We start from the raw sequence: 23,986 nt of genomic DNA, 5'->3' as shown, positions 1-23,986 counted from the left end.
TCTGACTTTGTCGCATCGTTCTTTGGCTTTATATTTCTTGTTCTCGTAGCGATTGTCTTGTCTGTTCTTATAGGGATATTATGTCAATTCAGGACTGGGTGTTAAAACAAGTAGCAAAAACGTCTACTACGACCGCAGTAAATGCTGTGGTAGGGGCGAAGGTAGCCAGCGTCATAGGCGCGATAGTACATAGCGAACAATTGGGTGGGTATGTTGATCCCGATGCGATACAGGGTTTCACATATAATTATTCCGATGGTGGGTGGTATAGCGCTACTGTTCCATTTGATTTGACCTATAGAGCTCCGCCGGAGACAGAGGTTGAGCTAAATAGAATGCGGGCAATATATGCCAGAGGAAACTATTTGGAAGGTTTAAGTGCGTCGGCCCCCCAGTCGGAAACTGATCCTGGTATAATAAATATCGCTCTTGCTTTGCTGCATGATTTGGTTTTTGATCATAAAATTCTTGATAAAATTTATGATGGGAATAACATCCTAGATCGTCTAGGAGTTGACCCAAATACAAATGCTTTTTTTCAGCGTGCAGTGCAATTCGTCCCGCGCCGCGATCCACTGGCGCTCGATCTCAATGGCAACGGCATCGAAACCCTGCCTGCCAATGGCCAGGTATTATTCGACGCAGATGGCAGCGGAACTAAAACCGGTACGGGCTGGATAGCGCCTACGGATGGTTTTCTGGTTATCGATAAAAATGGCAATGGCCAAATCGATAACGGTACCGAGTTATTTGGTGATGCGTATGTAAAAAGCGACGGCACCAAAGCGCTCAACGGTTTCGATGCACTCGCCGACCTCGATAGCAACCACGATGGTAAAATTGATTCGAGCGATGCGCAGTGGTCACAGCTGAAAATTTGGAAGGACACCAATAGCAATGGCATCACCGATCCGGGAGAGTTGATCTCGCTGGATGCAATCACCGGCCCGAATGGCGTGGTCGGCATCAAATCAATCAATCTGAGCAACCAAGCGGTCTCACTTAATCTCGGCAACGGCAATATCGAAACCGCAAAAGGCAGTTTTACCTGGAACGACAATACCAGCGCCGATGTGTTGTCTGCAGCGGCCAATTTAAATCTTGCCTCTAATCCGTTCTATCGCCAATTCCCGGCGCTGCCGATTCCCGCCGCTGAGCAGGATTTGCCGAACATACAAGGTTCGGGTGCTGTGCGCGATTTGCGTGAGGCAGCGACCCAGTCTACAGGCTTGGAAGCGATATTGCGTCAGTACGACCAAGCCACCACGCGTGATCAACAACTGGCCTTGCTCGATACCCTGTTGGGTGGATGGGCTAACTCCAACACGCTGATGCAGGATTGGGTGAATCGACTCGACAGTACGCAGTTCACTTATTCTTGGGGTGGAAATACTCTTCAGCGTAATGTCGATTTTGTCGTGAACTACCAAGGTAGCCAGTACGATGGCAGCGAATTGACCGTGGGTCGCTTCAGTGACAATACCAAACTGGAAGCACTGGCAAAAACTCGTATTCTGGAGATCTTTAACCACCAACAATTCTTTAATTTTTCATTGAGTTCACAAGATGCCAACAGCGACGGCAACACCGACGCCGTTACGACAACGCTACAGATCGGCAGCCTCACCTACAGTCTTCAAAATGCGTTCAGCGGCGCGGGAGCGGCGGATCCGCTGGTGATAAACAGCGATAATTTAGTGTTGCAGCAACCGCAGATCGATGCCATCAACCAATCGTATGATACGCTGCGCCAATCGGTGTACCAAGGGTTGCTGCTGCAAACGCGCTTGAAGCCGTACATGGATAGCATCCAGTTAAATTTTGATGCGCAAACGGGTTTTTTCCTTGATTTTTCGGGGTTGAATACCAAGCTCGAAACAGCAAAAAAAACCGACGCAAAAAATGCGTATTACGATCTGATTGAATTGGATCAGGCTGCCGGTAAACAGTTATTTCAACAGGGTTGGGATGGGCTCGGCACCTTGCGTACATGGGTGCAATCTGCCGCGGGTAATGCGGACTTACAAGCCGTACTGACCGAAATGAATGTGAGCCTGGTGACCGGCTACGTCAGCGGAACAGCGAACGCCGATATATTGTTAGGGCAGAACGCAAACGATACGTTAATCGGCGGTAGTGGCGACGACATTCTCAGTGGCGGCGCGGGTAACGACTCCCTCGACGGCGGCGCGGGCAACGACGTACTGGATGGCGGCACCGGCAACGACACGCTGAATGGCGGGACCGGCAATAACACCTACCTGTTCGGCCGTGGCGATGGCCAGGACCAGGTGGGGTACACCTACGACGCCACGGTCGGCAAGCTCAATACCTTGCAGTTCAAGGCGGGGGTCGCGCCAAGCGACGTGATGCTGAAGCAGGTGTACGACCCGAACTTCGGACCTAACACGGGCCTGGAGTTGAGCATCGCCGGGACCACCGACAAGATCACGATCAGTGGTTTCTTCTATAGCGACAGCACAGCGAATCCCTACAACCCGGTCCAGCAGGTGCAATTTGCTGACGGCACCACCTGGAATATGGCCGCTATCACCACCGCACTGCTGGCCGGCACGGCTGGCGACGACAACCTCCGCGGCACGTCGGCCGACGATACGTTGACCGGTGGGCTGGGTAACGACACCCTCAACGGCGCAGGCGGCAACGATCTGGTCGATGGTGGCGATGGCAACGATGTGTTGTACGGTGGTGACGGCAACGACACTCTGCTGGGGGGGGCGGGTAACGACTTCCTTGACGCAGGCGCGGGCAACGACGTGCTGGATGGCGGGACCGGCAACGACACGCTGAATGGCGGGACCGGCAACAACACCTACCTGTTCGGCCGTGGCGATGGCCAGGACCAGGTCGCGTACACCTATGACACCACGATCGGCAAGCTCAATACATTGCAGTTCAAAGCGGGTGTCGCGCCAAGCGACGTGATGCTGAAGCAGGTGTACGACCCGAGCTTCGGACCTAACGTGGGCCTGGAGTTGAGTATCGCCGGGACCACTGACAAGATCACGATCAGTGGTTTCTTCTATAGCGACAGCACGGCCAATCCCTACAACCCGGTGCAGCAGGTGCAATTTGCTGACGGCACCACCTGGGATATGGCCGCTATCACCACCGCACTGCTGGCCGGTACAGCCGGCGATGACAACGTCCGCGGCACATCAGCTAACGACACGTTGACCGGCGGGTTGGGCAACGACACCCTCAACGGTGCAGACGGCAACGATCTGGTCGATGGCGGCGACGGCAACGATACGTTGTACGGTGGTGACGGCAACGACACCCTGCTGGGGGGAGCGGGTAACGACTTCCTCGACGGTGGCGCGGGCAATGACGTGCTGGATGGCGGTGCCGGCAACGACACACTGATTGGTGGGACCGGCAACAACACCTACCTGTTCGGTCGTGGCGACGGCCAGGATCTGGTGACGGTCAACTACGACGCCACGGTCGGTAACCTCAATACCTTGCAGTTCAAGGCGGGGGTGGCCCCAAGCGATGTGGTGCTTCGGCAAGTCTATGACAGCCAGATGGGAGGCGGTAACGGCGCCCTGGAGTTGAGCATCGCCGGCACCACTGACAAGATTACGATCAGTGGCTTCTTCTATAACGACAGCACGGCCAATCCCTACAACCCGGTCCAGCAGGTGCAATTTGCTGATGGCACGACCTGGAGTATGGCAGCTATCACCACCACGCTGCTGGCCGGCACGGCCGGCGACGACAACATCCGCGGCACATCAGCTAACGACACGTTGACCGGTGGGTTGGGTAACGACACCCTCAACGGGGCGGGCGGTAACGATCTGGTCGATGGCGGCGACGGCAACGATACGTTGTACGGTGGTGACGGCAACGACACCCTGCTGGGGGGAGCGGGTAACGACTTCCTCGACGGTGGCGCGGGCAATGACGTGCTGGATGGCGGTGCCGGCAACGACACATTGATTGGCGGGACTGGCAACAACACCTACCTGTTCGGTCGTGGTGACGGCCAGGATCTGGTGACGGTCAACTACGACGCCACGGTCGGTAACCTCAATACGTTGCAGTTCAAGGCGGGGGTGGCCCCAAGCGATGTGGTGCTTCGGCAAGTCTATGACAGCCAGATGGGAGGCGGTAACGGCGCTCTGGAGTTGAGCATCGCCGGCACCACTGACAAGATCACGATCAGTGGTTTCTTCTATAACGACAGCCCGGCCAATCCCTACAACCCGGTCCAGCAAGTGCAATTTGCCGACGGCACCACCTGGGATCTGGCCGCTATCACCGCCACGCTGCTGGCCGGTACGGCTGGCGACGACAACATCCGCGGCACGTCGACCGACGACACGTTGAGCGGCGGGCTAGGCAACGACACTCTCAACGGGGCGGCCGGCAACGATACCCTACTGGGTGGCGCGGGGAACGACTCCCTCGACGGTGGCGCGGGCAACGACGTACTGGATGGCGGCACCGGCAACGACACACTGACTGGCGGGACCGGCAACAACACCTTCCTGTTCGGTCGTGGCGACGGCCAGGATGTGGTGACGATCAGCTACGACACCACGGTCAACAAGCTCAATACGTTGCAGTTCAAGGCGGGTGTCGCGCCAAGCGATGTGGTGCTTCGGCAAGTCTATGACAGCCAAATGGGAGGCGGTAACGGCGCCCTGGAGTTGAGCATCGCCGGCACCACTGACAAGATCACGATCAGTGGTTTCTTCTATAACGACAGCCCGGCCAATCCCTACAACCCGGTCCAGCAAGTGCAATTTGCCGATGGCACCACGTGGGATCTGGCCGCTATCACCGCCACGCTGCTGGCCGGTACGGCTGGTGACGACAACCTACGCGGCACGTCGACCGACGATACGTTGTCCGGCGGGCTGGGCAACGACACTCTCAACGGGGCGGCCGGCAACGACACCCTGTTGGGTGGAGCAGGTAACGACTCCCTCGACGGCGGCGCAGGCAACGACGTGCTGGATGGCGGCACCGGCAACGACACGCTGACTGGCGGGACCGGCAACAACACCTACCTGTTCGGCCGTGGCGACGGCCAGGATGTGGTGACGATCAGTTACGACTCCACGGTCGACAAGCTCAATACCTTGCAGTTCAAGGCGGGGGTCGCGCCAAGCGACGTGGTGCTAAAGCAGGTGTACGACCCGAGCGTCGGACCTAATGCGGGCTTGGAGTTGAGCATCGCCGGGACCTCCGACAAGATCACGATTAGCGGTTTCTTCTATAACGACAGCCCGGCCAGTCCCTACAACCCGATACAACAGGTGCAATTTGCTGACGGCACGACCTGGGATATGGCCGCCATCACTGCCTCGCTGTTTGCAGGCACGGCTGGCGACGACAACATTCGCGGTACATCGGCCGACGACACGTTGACCGGTGGGCTGGGCAACGACACCCTCAACGGGGCGGCCGGCAACGATCTGGTCGATGGCGGCGACGGCAACGATGTGTTGTACGGTGGTGACGGTAACGACACCCTGCTGGGTGGAGCGGGCAACGACTCTCTCGACGGTGGCGCGGGCAACGACGTGCTGGATGGCGGCACCGGCAACGACACACTGACTGGCGGGACCGGCAACAACACCTACCTGTTCGGTCGCGGCGACGGCCAGGATGTGGTGATGATCAGCTACGACACTACGGTCGACAAGCTCAATACATTGCAATTCAAGGCGGGTGTTGCGCCAAGCGATGTGGTGCTGAAGCAGGTGAACGACCCGAACGTCGGTTCTAACGTGGGCCTGGAGTTGAGCATCGCCGGCACCACCGACAAGATCACGATTAGCGGTTTCTTCTATAACGACAGCACGGCCACTCCCTACAACCCGGTGCAGCAGGTGCAATTTGCTGACGGCACCACCTGGGATCTGGCCACCATCACCGCCACGCTGTTTGCGGGCACGGCTGGCGACGACAACCTCCGCGGCACGTCGGCCGACGATACGCTGACCGGAGGGCTGGGCAACGACACTCTCAACGGGGCTGCCGGCAACGATACCCTGCTGGGTGGCGCGGGGAACGACTCCCTCGACGGTGGCGCGGGCAATGACGTGCTGGATGGCGGCACCGGCAACGACACGCTGACTGGCGGGACCGGCAACAACACCTTCCTGTTCGGCCGTGGCGATGGCCAGGATGTGGTGACGATCAGCTACGACACTACGGTCGGCAAGCTCAATACATTACAGTTCAAGACAGGTGTGGCCCCAAGCGATGTGGTGCTTCGGCAAGTCTATGACAGCCAGATGGGCGGCAGTAACGGCGCGCTGGAGCTGAGCATCGCCGGCACCACCGACAAGATCACGATCAGTGGTTTCTTCTATAACGACAGTACGGCCAATCCCTACAACCCGGTGCAGCAGGTGCAATTTGCTGACGGCACCACCTGGGATATGGCCGCCATCACCGCCACGCTGTTTGCGGGCACGGCTGGCGACGACAACCTCCGCGGCACGTCGGCCGACGATACGCTGACCGGAGGGCTGGGCAACGACACTCTCAACGGGGCTGCCGGCAACGATACCCTGCTGGGTGGCGCGGGGAACGACTCCCTCGACGGTGGCGCGGGCAATGACGTGCTGGATGGCGGCACCGGCAACGACACGCTGACTGGCGGGACCGGCAACAACACCTTCCTGTTCGGCCGTGGCGATGGCCAGGATGTGGTGACGATCAGCTACGACACTACGGTCGGCAAGCTCAATACATTACAGTTCAAGACAGGTGTGGCCCCAAGCGATGTGGTGCTTCGGCAAGTCTATGACAGCCAGATGGGCGGCAGTAACGGCGCGCTGGAGCTGAGCATCGCCGGCACCACCGACAAGATCACGATCAGTGGTTTCTTCTATAACGACAGTACGGCCAATCCCTACAACCCGGTGCAGCAGGTGCAATTTGCTGACGGCACCACCTGGGATATGGCCGCCATCACCGCCACGCTGTTTGCGGGCACGGCCGGCGACGACAACATCCGTGGCACGTCGGCCGACGATATGTTGAGCGGCGGGTTGGGCAACGACACCCTCAGCGGGGCTGCCGGCAACGACACCCTGCTGGGCGGTGCGGGTAACGACTTGCTCGACGGTGGCGCGGGCAATGACGTGCTGGATGGCGGAACCGGCAATGACACACTGATTGGTGGGACCGGCAACAACACCTACCTGTTCGGTCGTGGCGACGGCCAGGATGTGGTAACGATCAGCTATGACGCCACTGTCGACAAGCTCAATACATTGCAGTTCAAGGCGGGGGTCGCCCCAAGCGATGTAGTGGTTCGGCAAGTCTATGACAACCAGATGGGAGGCAGTAACGGCGCGTTGGAGTTGAGCATCGCCGGCACCACTGACAAGATCACGATCAGTGGTTTCTTCTACAACGACAACCCGGCCAATCCCTACAACCCGGTCCAGCAAGTGCAATTTGCCGACGGCACCACCTGGGATCTGGCCGCTATCACCGCCACGCTCTTTGCGGGCACGGCTGGCGACGACAACCTCCGCGGCACATCGGCCGACGATATGTTGAGCGGCGGGCTGGGTAACGACACCCTCAGCGGGGCCGCTGGCAATGACACCCTGCTGGGGGGAGCGGGTAACGACTCCCTTGATGGTGGCGCGGGCAACGATGTGCTTGATGGCGGTGCCGGCAACGACACACTGAATGGCGGGACTGGCAACAACACCTACCTGTTCGGTCGCGGTGATGGCCAGGACCAGGTGCTGTACACCTACGACTCCACGGTTGGCAAGCTCAATACATTGCAGTTCAAAGCGGGGGTCGCGCCAAGCGACGTGGTGCTGAAGCAGGTGTACGATCCGAACTTCGGATCTAACGCGGGCCTGGAGTTGAGCATCGCCGGGACCACCGACAAGATCACGATCAGCGGTTTCTTCTATAACGACAGCACGGCCAATCCCTACAACCCGGTGCAGCAGGTGCAATTTGCTGACGGCACCACGTGGAATATGGCCGCTATCACCACCGCACTGCTGGCCGGCATGGCCGACAAAGCTGGCGACCAAAACATCCGCGGCACGTCAGCCGACGATATGTTGACCGGCGGGCTGGGCAACGACACCCTCAGCGGGGCGGCCGGCAACGACACCCTGCTGGGGGGAGCGGGTAACGACTCCCTTGATGGTGGTGCGGGTAACGACGTGCTTGATGGCGGCACTGGCAACGACACGCTGAATGGCGGGACTGGCAACAACACCTACCTGTTCGGTCGCGGTGATGGCCAGGACCAGGTGGTGTACACCTACGACGCCACGGTCGACAAGCTCAATACATTGCAATTCAAGGCAGGTGTCGCGCCAAGCGATGTGATGCTGAAGCAGGTATACGACACGAACTTCGGTTCTAACGCGGGCTTGGAGTTGAGTATCGCCGGCACCACCGACAAGATCACGATCAGCGGTTTCTTCTATAACGACAGTACGGCCAATCCCTACAACCCGGTCCAGCAGGTGCAATTTGCTGACGGCACCACCTGGGATATGGCCGCTATCACCGCCGCGCTGTTTGCGGGCACGGCTGGCGACGACAACCTTCGCGGCACGTCGGCCGACGATATATTGAGCGGCGGGCTGGGTAACGACACCCTCAGCGGGGCGGCCGGCAACGACACCCTGCTGGGGGGAGCGGGTAACGACTCCCTTGATGGTGGCGCGGGTAACGACGTGCTGGATGGCGGCACCGGCAATGACACGCTGAATGGCGGGACCGGCAACAACACCTACCTGTTCGGTCGCGGTGATGGCCAGGACCAGGTGGTATACACCTACGACGCCACGGTCGGCAAACTCAATACGGTGCAGTTCAAAGCGGGTGTCGCGCCAAGCGACGTGATGCTGAAGCAGGTGTACGACCCGAACTTCGGACCTAACACGGGCCTGGAGTTGAGCATCGCCGGCACCACCGACAAGATCACGATCAGCGGTTTTTTCTATAGCGACAGCACGGCTAATCCCTACAACCCGGTACAGCAAGTGCAATTTGCTGACGGCACCACGTGGAATATGGCCGCTATCACCACCGCACTGCTGGCCGGCACGGCTGGCGACGACAACCTCCGCGGCACGTCGGCCGACGATACGTTAACCGGTGGACTGGGCAACGACACCCTCAACGGGGCGGCGGGCAACGATCTGGTCGATGGTGGCGATGGCAACGATGTGTTGTACGGTGGTGACGGTAACGACACCCTGCTGGGGGGAGCGGGTAACGACTTCCTTGACGCAGGCGCGGGCAACGACGTGCTGGATGGCGGTGCTGGCAACGACACACTGAATGGCGGGACTGGCAACAACACCTACCTGTTCGGTCGCGGTGATGGCCAGGACCAGGTGACGTACACCTACGACGCCACGGTCGGCAAGCTCAATACGTTGCAGTTCAAGGCGGGTGTTGCGCCAAGCGATGTGGTGCTGAAGCAGGTGTACGACCCGAACTTTGGACCTAACGTGGGCCTGGAGTTGAGCATCGTCGGCACCACTGACAAGATCACGATCAGCGGTTTCTTCTATACCGATAGCACGGCCAATCCCTACAACCCGGTCCAGCAGGTGCAATTTGCTGACGGCACGACCTGGGATATGGCCGCTATTACCGCCACGCTGCTGGCCGGCACGGCCGGCGATGACAACCTCCGTGGCACGTCGGCCGACGATACGTTAACTGGCGGGTTGGGCAACGACACCCTCAACGGGGCGGGCGGCAACGATCTGGTCGATGGCGGCGATGGTAACGATGTGTTGTACGGTGGTGACGGCAACGACACGCTTCTGGGCGGTGCGGGTAACGACACCCTGGACGGTGGTGCGGGCGATGACGTGCTGGATGGCGGCGCCGGCAACGACACATTGATTGGCGGGACTGGCAACAACACCTTCTTGTTCGGTCGTGGCGACGGCCAGGATCTGGTGATGCTCAGTTACGACACCACGGTCAGCAAGTTCAATACCTTGCAGTTCAAGGCGGGTGTAGCCCCAAGCGATGTAGTGGTTCGGCAAGTCTATGACAGCCAGATGGGAGTCAGTAACGGCGCGCTGGAGTTAAGTATCGCCGGCACTACTGACAAAATCACGATCAGTGGTTTCTTCTATACCGATAGCACGGCCAATCCCTACAATCCGGTCCAGCAGGTGCAATTTGCTGACGGCACGATTTGGAATATGGCAGCTATCACCACCACGCTGCTGGCCGGCACGGCCGGCGACGACAACATCCGCGGCACATCAGCTAACGACACGTTGACCGGCGGGTTGGGCAACGACACCCTCAACGGGGCGGGCGGCAACGATCTGGTCGATGGCGGCGACGGTAACGATGTGTTGTACGGTGGTGACGGCAACGACACCCTACTGGGGGGAACGGGTAACGACACCCTCGACGGTGGCGCGGGAGATGACGTGCTGGATGGCGGCGCCGGTAACGACACATTGATTGGCGGGACTGGCAACAACACCTTCTTGTTCGGTCGTGGCGACGGCCAGGATCTGGTGACGATCAGCTACGACACCACGGTCAACAAGCTCAATACCTTGCAGTTCAAGGCGGGTGTGGCCCCCAGCGATGTAGTGCTTCGGCAGGTCTATGACAGCCAGACGGGCGTCAGTAACGGCGCGCTGGAGCTGAGCATCGCCGGCACCACTGACAAGATCACGATCAGTGGTTTCTTCTATACCGACAGCACGGCCAATCCCTACAACCCGGTGCAGCAGGTGCAATTTGCTGACGGCACCACCTGGAATATGGCCACCATCACCGCCACGCTGCTGGCTGGCACGGCTGGCGACGACAACATCCGCGGCACGTCGGCCGACGATACGTTGACCGGCGGGCTGGGCAACGACACCCTCAACGGGGCAGCCGGCAACGATCTGGTCGATGGCGGCGATGGCAACGATGTGTTGTACGGTGGTGACGGCAACGACACCCTACTGGGGGGAGCGGGTAACGACACCCTCGACGGTGGCGCGGGCAATGACGTGCTGGATGGTGGCGCCGGCAACGACACCCTGACTGGCGGGACTGGCAACAACACCTTTCTGTTCGGTCGTGGCGACGGCCAGGATCTGGTGACGATCAGCTACGACACCACGGTCAACAAGCTCAATACCTTGCAGTTCAAGGTGGGTGTGGCCCCAAGCGATGTAGTGCTTCGGCAAGTCTATGACAGTCAGACGGGCGTCAGTAATGGCGCGCTGGAGCTGAGCATCGCCGGCACCACTGACAAGATCACGATCAGCGGTTTCTTCTACCAGGGTAATTCGGCGAATCCTTACAACCCGGTACAGCAGGTGCAATTTGCCGATGGCACCGTATGGAATTTGTCTAATGTCGTCAATATCGCTCTTGCCAGCGACGGTAGCTTGATATCTACCGATGCGGACGACGGCAAAGGTAACCGCATCACACGTTACTACACCCTTGGCGTCGTGACTGGGGATCACTGGACTGCCAGCGATGGTTCTTATGGCAGCGATACGTTTAACGCTGATGGTCACTTGCTAGTTCAGGTTTTCGATGCCAATGGTACCCATACACTGGATCGACCCAATGGGCTGGCGACCTTCACCACCGGCAGCGGTGGCGATACGTATGCGGTTGCGCGCGGCGCCGGAGCAGATCGAATCAACGACCAGGTCGTCGCGGGTAGTACGGATCGTCTTCAATACGCGGCGGATATCAAGGCAGATCAGCTCTGGTTCCAACACAACGGCAATGATCTGGTGATCAACATTATGGGTACCTCGGATACCGAAACGATCGCGAACTGGTATGTCGCACCGACGAATCAAGTGGGGCAAATTCAGGCAGGCGATGGCAAGGTATTACTCGCGAGTCAAGTCGATAACCTGGTCAGTGCGATGGCGGCTTTCGCGCCACCGAGTGCGGGGCAGACCAGCCTATCGGCCCTGAGCGCGAACGAACAAGCAGCTTTGGCCCCTGTGCTCGCCGCTAACTGGCATTGAACTCAATAATCTAACTAGCCTGGCTAAAAACACCACCGCCTCATTAATCTGAAGCGGTGGTGTTTGAATAACAACGGAGTACTTCATGGAAGGCGACAACCCCAGCGCCGCGGATGACAGGGACGGCGGGAATGGCACGCCTTTACCGCCCACTGAGTCTGAGACACCACCACCCAAGTCGATCGATACCGGTTTGGCCTGTTTGGTGATGCTGGCCCGTTATCACAATGTTGCAGCAGAGCCCGAGCAACTGGCCCACGAGTTCCAGCCTGATGAGCATCCGTTCGGCAAGTCCGATATTTTGCTGGCTGCGAAAAAGCTGCAGCTCAAGGCGAAACCGGTGCGCACCGACAGTTCGCGTTTATTGCGTACGCCGCTGCCAGCGATCGCCATCGATGTCGATGGGCAGTTTTTTATTATCGCGCGCGCGGAAACCGATAAAGTCCTGATTCACGATCCGCGTGTGCAGCGTCCGCAACAACTCTCTATTGAGGAGTTAAATGCACGCTGGAGCGGCGAACTGATGTTATTCACGTCACGTGCATTGATGGCAGGTGAGCTGTCGAAATTCGATTTCACCTGGTTTATTCCCTCCGTCGTCAAATACCGTAAATTGCTCGGTGAGATTTTACTCGTCTCCTTCGGGCTGCAATTGTTCGGCTTGGTCACACCGCTCTTTTTTCAGGTAGTGATGGACAAGGTGCTGGTCCATCGTGGCTTTTCTACACTTGATGTTATTGCAGTGGGCCTGCTTGTGGTGTCGCTGTTCGAATCCGCCTTGAGTGGACTGCGTACGTATGTATTTGCGCATACTACCAGCCGTATCGATGTGGAATTGGGCGCGCGTTTATTTCGGCATTTGCTGGAGTTGCCGTTAGCGTATTTTCAGTCACGACGGGTTGGCGATTCGGTCGCACGTGTACGCGAGTTGGAAAACATTCGCAGCTTTCTCACAGGTAATACACTGACGCTAATCCTTGATGTGTTTTTCTCGGTCGTGTTTATCGCCGTGATGCTGTTCTATAGCGGTTGGCTAACATTGATTGTATTGATCTCAATGCCGCTGTACGTGTTGGTTTCTGTTGGCATCACGCCGTTATTGCGTGCGCGCCTAAATGAAAAATTTAATCGCGGTGCCGAGAATCAATCGTTTCTGGTCGAAACCATTTCTGCCATCGATACCGTTAAATCGATGGCAGTAGAGCCGCAAATGATCCGGCGCTGGGACAATCAGATGGCCGCGTACATTGCCGCGGGTTTCAGAACGGCGAGCCTCGGCACCATTGCACGTGAAGCTGTGGGTGTCATTGGCAAATTGGTAACGGTGGCCACGCTGTGGCTGGGTGCGCGGTTGGTCATCGGCGGCGATCTCACCGTTGGCCAATTGATCGCATTTAATATGCTGGCCGGGCGTGTGGCGCAGCCGATTATGCGTCTGGCACAATTGTGGACGGACTTTCAGCAAATCGGTATTTCGGTGCAGCGCCTCGGAGATATTCTCAATACGCGCTCCGAACTCGCGAACAGCAATCGCAGCGCGCTGCCCGTACTGAAAGGCCTTATCGAATTCGACAAGGTAAGTTTTCGGTACCGGCCCGATGGCTCGGAAATTCTGCGCGATGTTTCCCTAGTGATTCATCCCGGCGAATCGATCGGTATTGTTGGGCGTTCGGGGTCTGGCAAAAGCACGTTAACGCGTCTGTTGCAGCGGCTGTATGTGCCCGAACGCGGACGTGTGTTGGTCGACGGCATGGACCTCGCGCTCGCCGATCCTTCATCGCTGCGCCGACAAATCGGCGTCGTACTGCAGGAAAACATTTTGTTCAATCGCAGCATACGCGAAAACATTGCGTTGGCTGATCCGGGTGCCCCACTCGATGCTGTCATTCATGCTGCAAAGCTAGCCGGTGCGCACGAGTTTATTTTAGAACTGCCCGAAGGCTACGACACCATGGTCGGCGAGCACGGCGCAAGCTTATCCGGCGGCCAACGTCAGCGCGTAGCCATCGCTCGCGCCTTAATCACCAACCCGCGCATTTTGATTTTTGACGAAGCGACCAGTGCGCTCGATTATGAATCCGAGCGGATTATTCAAAATAATATGCAAGCCATTTGCCAAGGCCGCACCGTGATCATCATCGCGCATCGGCTATCGGCCGTTCGCCACACCCACCGTATTGTCGTACTCGATCGTGGCCAGATCGTCGAGCAAGGCACGCATGCTGAATTGGCAACACACCAAGCCGGGCACTACGCGCGCTTACTGCGAATGCAGCAAGGTTAAGGAGCTTTAAACCAAATGAATCTGCGCTGGGATGCTATAAGCGAATTACTCAAACGCTATACCACTCATTTTGGTTACGCTTGGGCGCGCCGAGCAGAAATGGATCCGCCACCACGTCTGTCGCACGAACTGCAATTTCTGCCGTCGGCTTTGTCGCTACAGGAAACGCCGGTACATCCGGCACCACGCGTTGCTATGCAATTAATTATTGTCTTCGCGGTGATCGCGTTGATTTGGTCGATTGTCGGCAAGGTCGATATCGTCGCCACAGCCAGCGGAAAAATTATTCCAAACGCGCATACCAAAATCATTCAACCGCTGGAAACAGCGACTGTTAAAGCTATTTATGTCAACGACGGACAGACAGTCAAGGCCGGTGATGTGTTAATCGAGCTGGATGCCACCACGGCACAAGCCGACACTGATCGCACTCATATTGATTGGCAACAAACTCAACTTGATGCAGCACGAGCACGGGCTGTGCTGGAGGCGCTAGCGCACAACAATACTGTTCCTGCTATGAACGACCCACTCAATGGAGCCGAGCCAGAGAAGTACAAAGCCGCGCAGCGTATGGCTGCCGGGCAATACGCGGAATACCGTACCAAATTGCAACAGCTCAGCGCGGAGCTAACCCAACACGAATCCGAGCGTGCCTCGATACTCGAAAATGAACACAAACTGGAAGCGACGCTACCGATTGCCGCTCAGCGCGAAAGCGATTTCAAAGACTTGCTCGATAAAAGCTATGTGGCTCGGCACGACTATTTAGATAAAGAACAGGCTCGTATCGAGATGGAACGAGATCTTGCTTCAGCCAAAGCCAAACTCAAGGAGCTTGATGCCGTGATCCTGACCACCCAACGCCAAAAAGAAGCATTGACAGCTGAAACGCAGCGTACACAGCTCGATCAACTGCACGATGCCGAACAAAAAATGGGGGAGTACAAACAGGATTACATTAAAGCCAATAATCATCGTGAAGCCATGACGCTGACCGCACCGGTCGATGGCACCGTGCAACAACTCGCCATTCATACGATTGGTGGCGTGGTGACCCCAGCGCAGCAATTGATGGAGGTCGTGCCGTTAGACAACGCACTGGACGTCGAAGCGTTTGTGCAAAACAAGGACATCGGTTTTGTGAGCGAAGGACAAGACGCACAGATCAAAATCGAAACGTTTCCGTTCACCAAATATGGGACGATTCACGGCACCGTACTGCGGGTTTCCAATGACGCGGTGCAGGAAGACCCCAAGCAAACGCAAGCCAACGACAGTAAAACCAATAGTGCAGACAACCGCGATAAACCTTCTGGTCTCGTGTACTCCGCGCGCGTGCAGATGGCAAAAAACACAATGGATGTCGATGGCAAAACCATCAACCTGACCCCAGGCATGGCGGTGACAGTGGAAATCAAAACCGGCAGGCGCCGCTTGATCGACTATTTCTTGAGTCCACTGATGCAATACAAGGATGAGAGCTTAAGGGAAAGGTAAACCACTCAATGTGGTGAGTAGGTACTCCGGTGGTGGCTGTATCTAAACTCAGACGAGCTGAAATCTGACTTTTTTCAACAGAACCAGCCGTGATCTGCCGATGCGCACGGTACGTTCGCTTGTCATATCGAATGCAAATGGTGATCAAGTTGAATACAGGATCCTGGTCAAATGCAATGCAAGCGACTGCTCAAGTGGGGTGTAATTTCGCATCTCGGAAAAGGGGCCGACGATTTTGTCTTTCATCAGTAACCCTCCGGGCAGCACACCTTCCTGACACCGCCGCTCGAGACAATGGTGTCCGCCAAAGTGGTGGACACCAAGTCCAGCACTTTTAAGAGGGTTTCTTATGCCATCGACGCGCCGCTCCTACTCCAAGTCCTTCAAAGCCCAGATCGTCCAGGTGTAGTGGTCTAATGAAACCGGACACCCATTTATCGGTCACGACTGCAAGCGGAGCGCGCCGGCCCACCACGGGCCAGAGGCTTGAGGATGGAAGCCCGGCAGGGCCAAAACCGGGCGCAGCCAGGGCTTGGTTCACGAGAGCCGTCCCCGGAGGGGCAAGCCCCACAAGTCCGGCGCCCAAGGTGAGATTCAATTGGAGCTCACTCGCCTGCCGGCAATCTCAAAGTCCTCATCCCTTAGGCGTTGCAGCTCCAGCAACTCGGCTTCATATTCCTCAACGCTGAGATCGGTCTTCAGTCGATTCAACAGCTCCCGCTGCTTACGGTCAAACAGCTGCATGGCTGAAGCTAAGTGCACTGACGATACTGTCGCAGCGTAGTTAGCGACCCTCTTGAATGCCAGGTGAATGTAGCGCTCAACAGCCTCAGCAGACTTGTGTCCAGTCCACATCATTACTTCGGTAATGAAGGTTTTGCTGCTCAGCAAGGACTGCCTGAATTGATCAGGATTTTCCATTTCATGCTGTTTAATTAGTTGGACAAATTTATTCGTAATGAAGGCGTGCCGGAACATATGTGGAGATGTTTTTTCTTTAATGCCTGCTGCCTTTTTCAGGAGAAAAATTTCTGAGCTGATTGTGTCCGGAGATATCCCCTTTGCAGAATTTTGTGATATGAATAGAAAGCCATCGTCTACCTTCCCCTTGACGACCTTCCTGCGCATGATGTCGATGTGTTTTTTGATATCACTGAGAACCATTTTGTGAACGGGAATGAGACGCTGGCTAGACACCCCTTGCTTCCAAGTCTCTAGCCTAAGCATTGGCTCATCCATCTCCAGCGCATCAAGGATGTCTTTAACTAATATTCTCGAGATTTCCCCCCTGCGCGCACCAGTGTGCTCCAACAGGAGAAGTATAATCTTTCTTCTGGAATCAATAAATCGCGATTTAGAATGGCTGTCTACCGCGTCCCTCAGGCGCTTTATGTTCTTGTCAGAAATCGGGAATATTGACCGAATTCGTCCCCCAAGGCTTAGCGAATGATGATGCGCATACTCTTTTTTCAATGTGCGGCCATTACGATATTTAACCGTAAAGGCGTGCATGGTGATTCTGATTGTCCCGCCAACAGCGACAAAACTTGGCTTCTCGTGAAGCCTACCAACAAACTCCAGGAAGGCTAGGCAAACACGACCTATGCCCAGAATTGTAGGCTCAGTTCTTTTCTTCTCGGTTGGGTAAAGTCGAGACTTTTCGTCTCTAAGTGAGTCGATAAACTCTGTAAACTTGGAGTCAGTCAGGTGAATAAAGTCGATGTTGGCATGATAGCAATAACGAACCAGGTGGCTTATCTTGGAGGCGTACTCGCCGAGGGTTCCGCCTTTAGATCCGCGTGTAGACAGGTTGCGGTTGCCGTTACGACCAGGCCGCTCCATCATCGACAGAATGTACTGATTCACCGGCACACAGGGCGCACCGTTCGGCCAGGTCACGAATGGGACACTGTTGAATGCCCTTGTCTCAATCGTGCCCAGCGCCATGTGGGAATACAGCGTCATCTCATCCAAGATTGAGAACAGCTGGTTTTGGCTTTGCTTCGTCATCTTCTGTATTCATCCAGGTTTACAACAGAAGGGCCATCAGGGGCAGGAAGCTTGTCGTAAGGCGGGGCGTTCAGCGATACCATCGCTGTCAGCGCCTTGATGGCCTCCTGAGCCCTTAGTGACCTGACACTAGCGTTTGGAGCATCCCTGACACTTTTGATGTGATCGCGAGCATTGCCCAGAGCATGAAGCAGTGTCAGGTTTGTTTTTTGGTGCAAGGCTAGTTTCTGCTCCAGTTCTGCGACTCGTAGCGACAGACCCACCTTGGTTCGCTTATTGGAGCGCGCCTCGCGTCGTTCTGAGGCCTCTAGGGAAACTCTGAAAAACACTTCCAAATTTGGTGAAATACCCGTCTCGTCCACACTGAACGGTTGAGCCCCGATGAAACAGATGTCCTTTGCCGATGCTGAGTATGCCGGTAAACGCAAACAGACCCGGCGTGAGCGCTTCCTGATTGAGATGGATCAGGTCGTACCCTGGAAGGGCCTGATTGCCTTGATCGAACCGCATTATCCAAAAGGTGAAGGCGGCCGTCCGGCGTACCCGCTGATGGCGATGTTGCGGGTTCATCTAATGCAGAACTGGTTCGGCTACAGCGACCCGGCGATGGAAGAAGCGCTCTACGAAACGACGATCTTGCGCCAGTTTTCAGGACTTCACCTGGACCGGATTCCCGATGAAACGACGATTCTCAACTTCCGTCGGCTGCTGGAAAAACATGAGTTGGCCAGTGGGATCTTGCAGGTCATCAACGGTTATCTGGGTGATCGTGGCCTGATGCTGCGCCAAGGCACGGTGGTCGATGCCACGATTATTCACGCGCCGAGTTCGACCAAGAACAAAGAGGGCAAGCGCGACCCTGAGATGCATCAGGCGAAGAAAGGAAACCAGTATTTCTTTGGGATGAAAGCGCACATTGGCGTCGATGCCGACTCCGGCCTGGTCCATAGCCTGGTGGGCACGGCGGCGAATGTGGCGGATGTCACGCAGGTCGATCAGTTGCTGCAGGGTGAGGAAACGTACGTCTGTGGCGATTCGGGTTACACCGGTGTGCAGAAGCGTCCTGAGCACCAGGGACGCCAGATGTATTGGTCGATTGCCGCCCGGCCCAGCACGTTTAAGAAACACGGCAAGAAGAGCCTGATCACACAAGTGTATCGAAGAATAGAACGTGCGAAGGCTCAGATACGGGCCAAGGTCGAGCATCCGTTTCGAGTCATCAAACGCCAGTTCGGCCATACGAAAGTACGTTATCGCGGGTTGGCGAAAAACACAGCACAACTGACCACACTGTTTGCCTTATCGAATCTGTGGATGGTGCGAAAACGGTTGATGAATGCGGGAGAGGTGCGTCTGTAATGCGGACCGTACGCCTTGAAACAGTACGATCAGAGGTAAGAACCGTGAGTTAAAGACAGGAAGGGTCTGCTGCTCGACCGACTCAGAATTTTTTGAGCCTCAGCCAATGAGGGCATCAGAAATCGGTGGGTATTTCAGACCTTCCCTAGCGCTTCAAGGGCCGCGACACGAAGTTTATTCAACCCGTTGAAACCCGTAGGCAGGTTACTTTCTGCATAAGACTTCAGCGTGTTCAGGCTGACAGGGGTAGTTGTTTTCGTCTCTTCGCCCACTGTGAAACTGAAGCTCAGAGCTGCCGTTGAACTCTGACTTTTCAGGGCTGCCACCAGTTCTTTGTTGCCTTTAAAGCTGTCGGGAACCCTACGGATTTTTTCCAGGCACTCAACCAGTGTGAAAAGCGCCGATGTGTTGCGCTCTACACGAGCATCAGTCTTCTTCATGCTGCCACCTGCTTGACACGAGCTACTACCTTGAAGCGCTGGCCTTCATCGTCCTCAATGAATTCCGGCTCAATCTCCAAGGAGCCTTCTTCCATCAGATCTGACAGGTAATCTTCGAGCTCCTCGGTGTCGACAATGGTGAAATCCTCAGTACCGTAGCGAGCTTTCAACAGGGCCGCTAAGCTTTCAAAGCTGGCTACATCGCCGCAGTGGAGTGCTTCGGCCACAAACTGCGCTTTTGCCCCACGCAGGGTGGCGCCGTCCATAGACTCGGTGAGGTAATGCCAGACATGCTTCACGTCGGTATGTCCTAGCATCCATTGCAGAGTTTCAAGTCCACCGAAGCTGCTGGAGTAGAAGAACAGCATGGCGAAGAACCTGCGAAGCTGATGTTGGCGAATGTAATAACGCTTTCCGTCTTCGTTCGTCTGGGTTTCGAAGTAATCACAAAACAAGTCGAGATTCTGGTTGAAGCTATAAACAGAGGTCTTGGTAAACACGGCATTGCCCTTACCGGAAGGGCTTGCGAAGAGACCTTGGAGTTCGCTAATGAACCCAACCCGTTTCAAGATTTTCTGCATCCTGACCAGATTTTTAATCATCTTCACGGCGATTGGCTCGATTGGCCTCACTTCCACTTGCCGAGCACCGAACAAGTTGTAGGTGCTTTTTCGGTTGACAAACACCAGCCACTGCTCTGAGACATCCAGGCAATCATTGGCATGCAGATCCCGCAGTTCACCGATCCGCCGGCCCATCAACGCCCCAGTAACAACCTGAGTGCATCCAATGAGTATCTTCACTAACTCAATCAATCCATGATTGGAGCGCAGTTTCGTAAAATACTCGGATTTGGTTCCCTTTAGCTCGCTGGCATACGGCGTGTCAACCGCTCGCCGCGAGATTCCAAGTTTCTCGACGCCTAATGAGGTCAAGTCTTCACCAACCACCTTTTGGAATTGCTGGTCTGTCAACTTGCTCAGTGGGATATTTTCCTTTTTGCAGTACATTATTGTACGGCAAAACCCGTCTACGATTTTTGATCCATGCTTGAGATAAAACTCAATGGAATTTCTGACGGCACTGAAAACGACTTGGGAAGGTAGCGAGCGGAATCTACCAGCGCTCGCCGTATCAATAGTGAAATTCTTGGCGCTTACCAAGTCCTCTGTTGATGGCGCAGGTACCCCAAGGTGATGAAGACCTCCGAGGCCGTAGAGCGTCCTTCTATATTCGCTAAAGTTGATATCACCCATTTTGTCTCGGGCTCCCGTGGCGACGGGGATCGGAGGATATTCTCGAACGAAGTCATCACCGTTTTGGACGGCCAGGGTTTTAATGACAGGCTTATCCTCAAACCTACCTCTAAGTGTATTTCTGTAAATCTCGTTCGACAGCCGTACAGAATTTGGAGTATGTCCTTTTTCACGAGACGCACGGTACAATCCCTTCAAGTGTAGAGCAGCCCTAACTTGAGGTATCAATTCGAGCGGTATGTCCAGTGTGTTTTCATCAATCTGTTCTGGAGTGATGATTGCCAACTCAGGCCATTGGGCAATCGCGAGTGCAATTTCAATTTTGCTAGTTTTCAGGGCAAGATTGAGGCCGTAAAGCGACATGCGCTTTGACCAGCCATAGATAGACTCGGCAGTGTCTTTGCTAGAGCCGATTTCTGATAAAATCAACTTCAACTTATCTCGGCCCAATCCAGCTAGCCCATATTGTGCTAGCTTGAATTGTTCGGCGTTCAATAGCAGAAAGTCGACGATATGAACTGCACGCGCGAGCTCGCTGGCCCATTGGAGTTTTGGGCCCGGAGCCGTATTGGCATGAGTTGAGCCAGTGAGGAAATATTTTAAGCCGTCCAGCAGCTCTTTATTCTTTTTATCGATCAGGCTGCTCCCGTCGTTAAGTTTCACATCCCAATCGATATATTTCGGCTCCTTGAAGCCAAAACTATACTCCCAGACGTTGGCATCGAAGTCGCTGAGTAACCACTCAGCCGATCTGGCAGCTTGGTATGGGTCAACGAAAAAGACCTCAAGGAAATCCAACTCAGGCGGCAGCGACATAAATAACTTTCTCCATTTGAGACGGATTACAGTGAGTCCTGGCAACGTTGAGGTGTTCTTTTAGCAGAGGGTCGCTGCCGCGTTCGATTTCGTCGCTTACAGCTTTGGAAACATCTGCCCAATACCTTGCAAGGCCACACACTTCTTGGTCTTTTTTGGGGTTCCTAACCGCTGCTTCAAGGGAAAGCATAGCGGTCATGATCCCTACATCAATCGAAATGTAGACATGGCTCTTGTGTGACTCGATTTGTTTTGGGCTCGGCTTATTTTCAGGGTTTACGAGATAACTTGGAATGTCCTTCAGCGCATGGTTTTTCAGGAAAGTGTGGAGCTCATTCATGCTGGCGAAATCTGTTGCCTCAAGCAAGTAAGGACTGTCCTTCATCGCCTCGCATATGAAGCTGCGCTGGAATATACGAATCCATCGAGACTGGAAGAACGCCAGAATCGCATCAGGGAGATACCGTTTCAGCAATTCAGCGTCATAGCGCGTATGCCCGAGTGCTTTGGACATCTCGACAACGCTTTTTGTACGCAGATAGACTTCCACCCCGCAGGACGAACGGATAGTCGTAAGAGTTAGTCTATCAAGGAACTGCTGCAAGCCACAGCTTAACAGGTGTTCGTAAGGGGCGAATTGAGGCCGCAGGTCTTCATAAACCTTGGGATGCTTTTCGAACCTCCAGCTGTTCCAGATAGGGATAGTCGAGCTGCTTGGAGGGGAAAAGCCCAGGCCGCAACTAATAAATAGTTCCTTCCAAATGGGGTTTCCTTCCTTGCGCAGAACCTTTCTCAACGGCTCAGTGATCTCGATAATCTCTTCGATCCATTGCTGGGACTCAGCGGTGAGCTCAATCACCTGCTCACTTCGATTTTTGCCTTTGCGATCTTTGTAGCCGATGAGGTTGGCGCCGGTATCGTTTTTAATAAATCCGATATAGTCCCCATTGTCGTCAAAGAGAGAAAATTTGAGCAGAAAACTTGGAGTGATCTCTGGGTGCTGGATCACAAGCAAACACTGATAGGGGAAAAGTTTATCGGAAGTTGGAAGGCCAAGCAGGTTGGCTACCTCGACCCTGTTGCCGCTTCCGAAACGGGTCGTCAAATAGGTTTTGTCGGTTTGAAACCCATCTTGCTCAAACGTAGCGCAGATATTTTCCAGGCCCAATTGCTCTACTGACTTTGTACTGCCACGCCGCTGAATGGGCTCGCCAAGTTTAGCTAGCGCTTTACGCTCCTGAACTCTAGACCAAAGCTGTCGGCATTGTTCAGTGGCCCATAGTTTAACGACCGAGATGTCAGATTCGATGTTGTGGAAGATGATCTCGATTGCTTCCTCGTCGGTCACGTGAAGGGGAACTGGCGTAATCAGCTTCTCATGCACCACAACACCATCTTCGCGCATTTTCTTATGTGTTCCAATGCCCAGGTCAGGCCTTGCAATGGGCTTGGGAAGGCCGCCTTGAAATGGCATTGCCCACACGCCCGTTTCGATGAAAGTCTCCTCGCATTGGGTGATGAACGAGTTCCAGCTTCGGATCTGTGAGTTAATGTTGTTCTTTTGCTTGTGGGCAGTGAGGAAGAAATCCTTCATGAAAGCCAAGAAGAACGCCTTGATCATCCGGGGATGCTGGAACGTTACGGATGGCCAATCTTCGCCGTGTTCCGAAAGGTATTTGGCCATCTTGTTCAACACCGTGTATGGAGGTTGAGCATACTTCTTAAAATGAAGCTGCCAGTGGCGATAGAATTCCTCAGTAAATTCTTTACCGTGGCTTACCCACAAGCACGGCAGGTAGAGGAAATACTCCCGCCCCTTTTTCTGAGAGGGGATTCCCCACCCATTCCAGTACCTAAGGCTTTCTTCATCCAATTTGGAGCGCTGCGCCTGCCACAGCGAGACGTTGCTCGCCATGCTGTCTGGGTCAACCCTCAGCTCCTCCATGCCAGGTATTTCTGCTCGAATGAGGTTGTGGGTTTCTGCGAACGCACGAATGAACACCCTCCGAGACAATTCGCCGTTGTCAACGAAATCGGTGCCCTCCAGAGCCCCCAAGAAGCCTCGAGCCAGCTTTTGGTACGAGGGACTGGACAAGCTGATGTACGAAACCTTCGCGCCCTGCAGATCGCAGTAACATTCGAAGAGCTTGATCAGCACCGCCGATGGGCTTTTGTAGCCTTCAGCTATGCGCTCCATCAAGGCGACGACCTCTCGCGACAGTGCCCTGAACGGGTAGTTGGCTAGGTACGCGGTTTTTCTGATGATTGTCAATTGATTCTGCTCGTTCTGAATGCAGCTAAGATATTGTATTTAAA

The 23,986-nt window shown here is 55.2% G+C and carries 8 protein-coding genes; 4 read left to right on the top strand and 4 right to left on the bottom strand.

Going from position 1 to position 23,986, the window contains the following annotated elements:
• Positions 1-365: 365 nt before the first annotated feature.
• The 3 genes from PFEN_RS30535 to PFEN_RS07705 all read left to right on the top strand — a co-directional run bounded on the left by PFEN_RS30535 (position 366) and on the right by PFEN_RS07705 (position 15,789).
• Positions 366-12,005, top strand: coding sequence for a calcium-binding protein (locus tag PFEN_RS30535; protein ID WP_224770915.1), 11,640 nt, complete (start codon positions 366-368; stop codon positions 12,003-12,005).
• A gap of 85 nt (positions 12,006-12,090) precedes the next feature.
• Positions 12,091-14,289 (top strand): type I secretion system permease/ATPase, encoded by a 2,199-nt coding sequence (locus PFEN_RS07710; protein ID WP_191486302.1) that lies wholly within the window; start codon positions 12,091-12,093, stop codon positions 14,287-14,289.
• Between the two features lie 15 nt (positions 14,290-14,304).
• The gene (locus tag PFEN_RS07705) at positions 14,305-15,789 is read left to right on the top strand and encodes an HlyD family type I secretion periplasmic adaptor subunit (RefSeq protein WP_191486301.1); all 1,485 of its coding nucleotides are present in this window, start codon (positions 14,305-14,307) and stop codon (positions 15,787-15,789) included.
• Between the two features lie 594 nt (positions 15,790-16,383).
• Here PFEN_RS07705 and PFEN_RS30530 read toward each other — a convergent pair.
• Positions 16,384-17,799: a tyrosine-type recombinase/integrase gene (locus PFEN_RS30530; protein ID WP_224770914.1), complete on the bottom strand. Its 1,416-nt coding sequence runs from the start codon at positions 17,797-17,799 to the stop codon at positions 16,384-16,386.
• Between the two features lie 381 nt (positions 17,800-18,180).
• On the opposite strand from PFEN_RS30530, the gene PFEN_RS07695 reads away from it, so the two are divergent.
• The gene (locus PFEN_RS07695; protein WP_191486049.1) at positions 18,181-19,158 is read left to right on the top strand and encodes an IS5 family transposase; all 978 of its coding nucleotides are present in this window, start codon (positions 18,181-18,183) and stop codon (positions 19,156-19,158) included.
• A gap of 134 nt (positions 19,159-19,292) precedes the next feature.
• On the opposite strand, the gene PFEN_RS07690 is transcribed toward PFEN_RS07695, so the two are convergent.
• Genes PFEN_RS07690 through PFEN_RS07680 form a run of 3 tightly spaced genes read right to left on the bottom strand, consistent with a single transcriptional unit; the run spans position 19,293 to position 23,942 of the window.
• A complete protein-coding gene (locus PFEN_RS07690) occupies positions 19,293-19,598 on the bottom strand; it encodes a hypothetical protein (protein ID WP_191486300.1) in 306 nt (101 codons plus the stop codon).
• Positions 19,595-21,670, bottom strand: a complete 2,076-nt coding sequence (locus tag PFEN_RS07685) for a site-specific integrase (RefSeq protein ID WP_191486299.1) — start codon at positions 21,668-21,670, stop codon at positions 19,595-19,597. Before PFEN_RS07685 ends, PFEN_RS07690 begins: the two co-directional genes overlap by 4 nt.
• Positions 21,654-23,942 carry a hypothetical protein gene (locus tag PFEN_RS07680; RefSeq protein WP_191486298.1) on the bottom strand — a complete coding sequence of 763 codons (2,289 nt, stop codon included), beginning with the start codon at positions 23,940-23,942 and terminating at the stop codon, positions 21,654-21,656. Before PFEN_RS07680 ends, PFEN_RS07685 begins: the two co-directional genes overlap by 17 nt.
• Positions 23,943-23,986 lie beyond the last annotated feature (44 nt).

The sequence above is a fragment of the Pseudomonas sp. FEN genome (assembly GCF_904067045.1).
In the GTDB taxonomy this organism is placed as follows: domain Bacteria; phylum Pseudomonadota; class Gammaproteobacteria; order Pseudomonadales; family Pseudomonadaceae; genus Aquipseudomonas.
The sequence above is the reverse complement of the archived record's forward strand: the minus strand, read 5'-3'. Positions and strand labels throughout refer to the sequence as shown.

Coding starts and splice junctions, on each gene's coding strand:
- PFEN_RS07710 (WP_191486302.1), top strand. CDS start 12,091: ATGGAAGGCGACAACCCCAGCGCCGCGGATGACAGGGACGGCGGGAAT.
- PFEN_RS07705 (WP_191486301.1), top strand. CDS start 14,305: ATGAATCTGCGCTGGGATGCTATAAGCGAATTACTCAAACGCTATACC.
- PFEN_RS30530 (WP_224770914.1), bottom strand. CDS start 17,799: ATGACGAAGCAAAGCCAAAACCAGCTGTTCTCAATCTTGGATGAGATG.
- PFEN_RS07695 (WP_191486049.1), top strand. CDS start 18,181: ATGAAACAGATGTCCTTTGCCGATGCTGAGTATGCCGGTAAACGCAAA.
- PFEN_RS07690 (WP_191486300.1), bottom strand. CDS start 19,598: ATGAAGAAGACTGATGCTCGTGTAGAGCGCAACACATCGGCGCTTTTC.
- PFEN_RS07685 (WP_191486299.1), bottom strand. CDS start 21,670: ATGTCGCTGCCGCCTGAGTTGGATTTCCTTGAGGTCTTTTTCGTTGAC.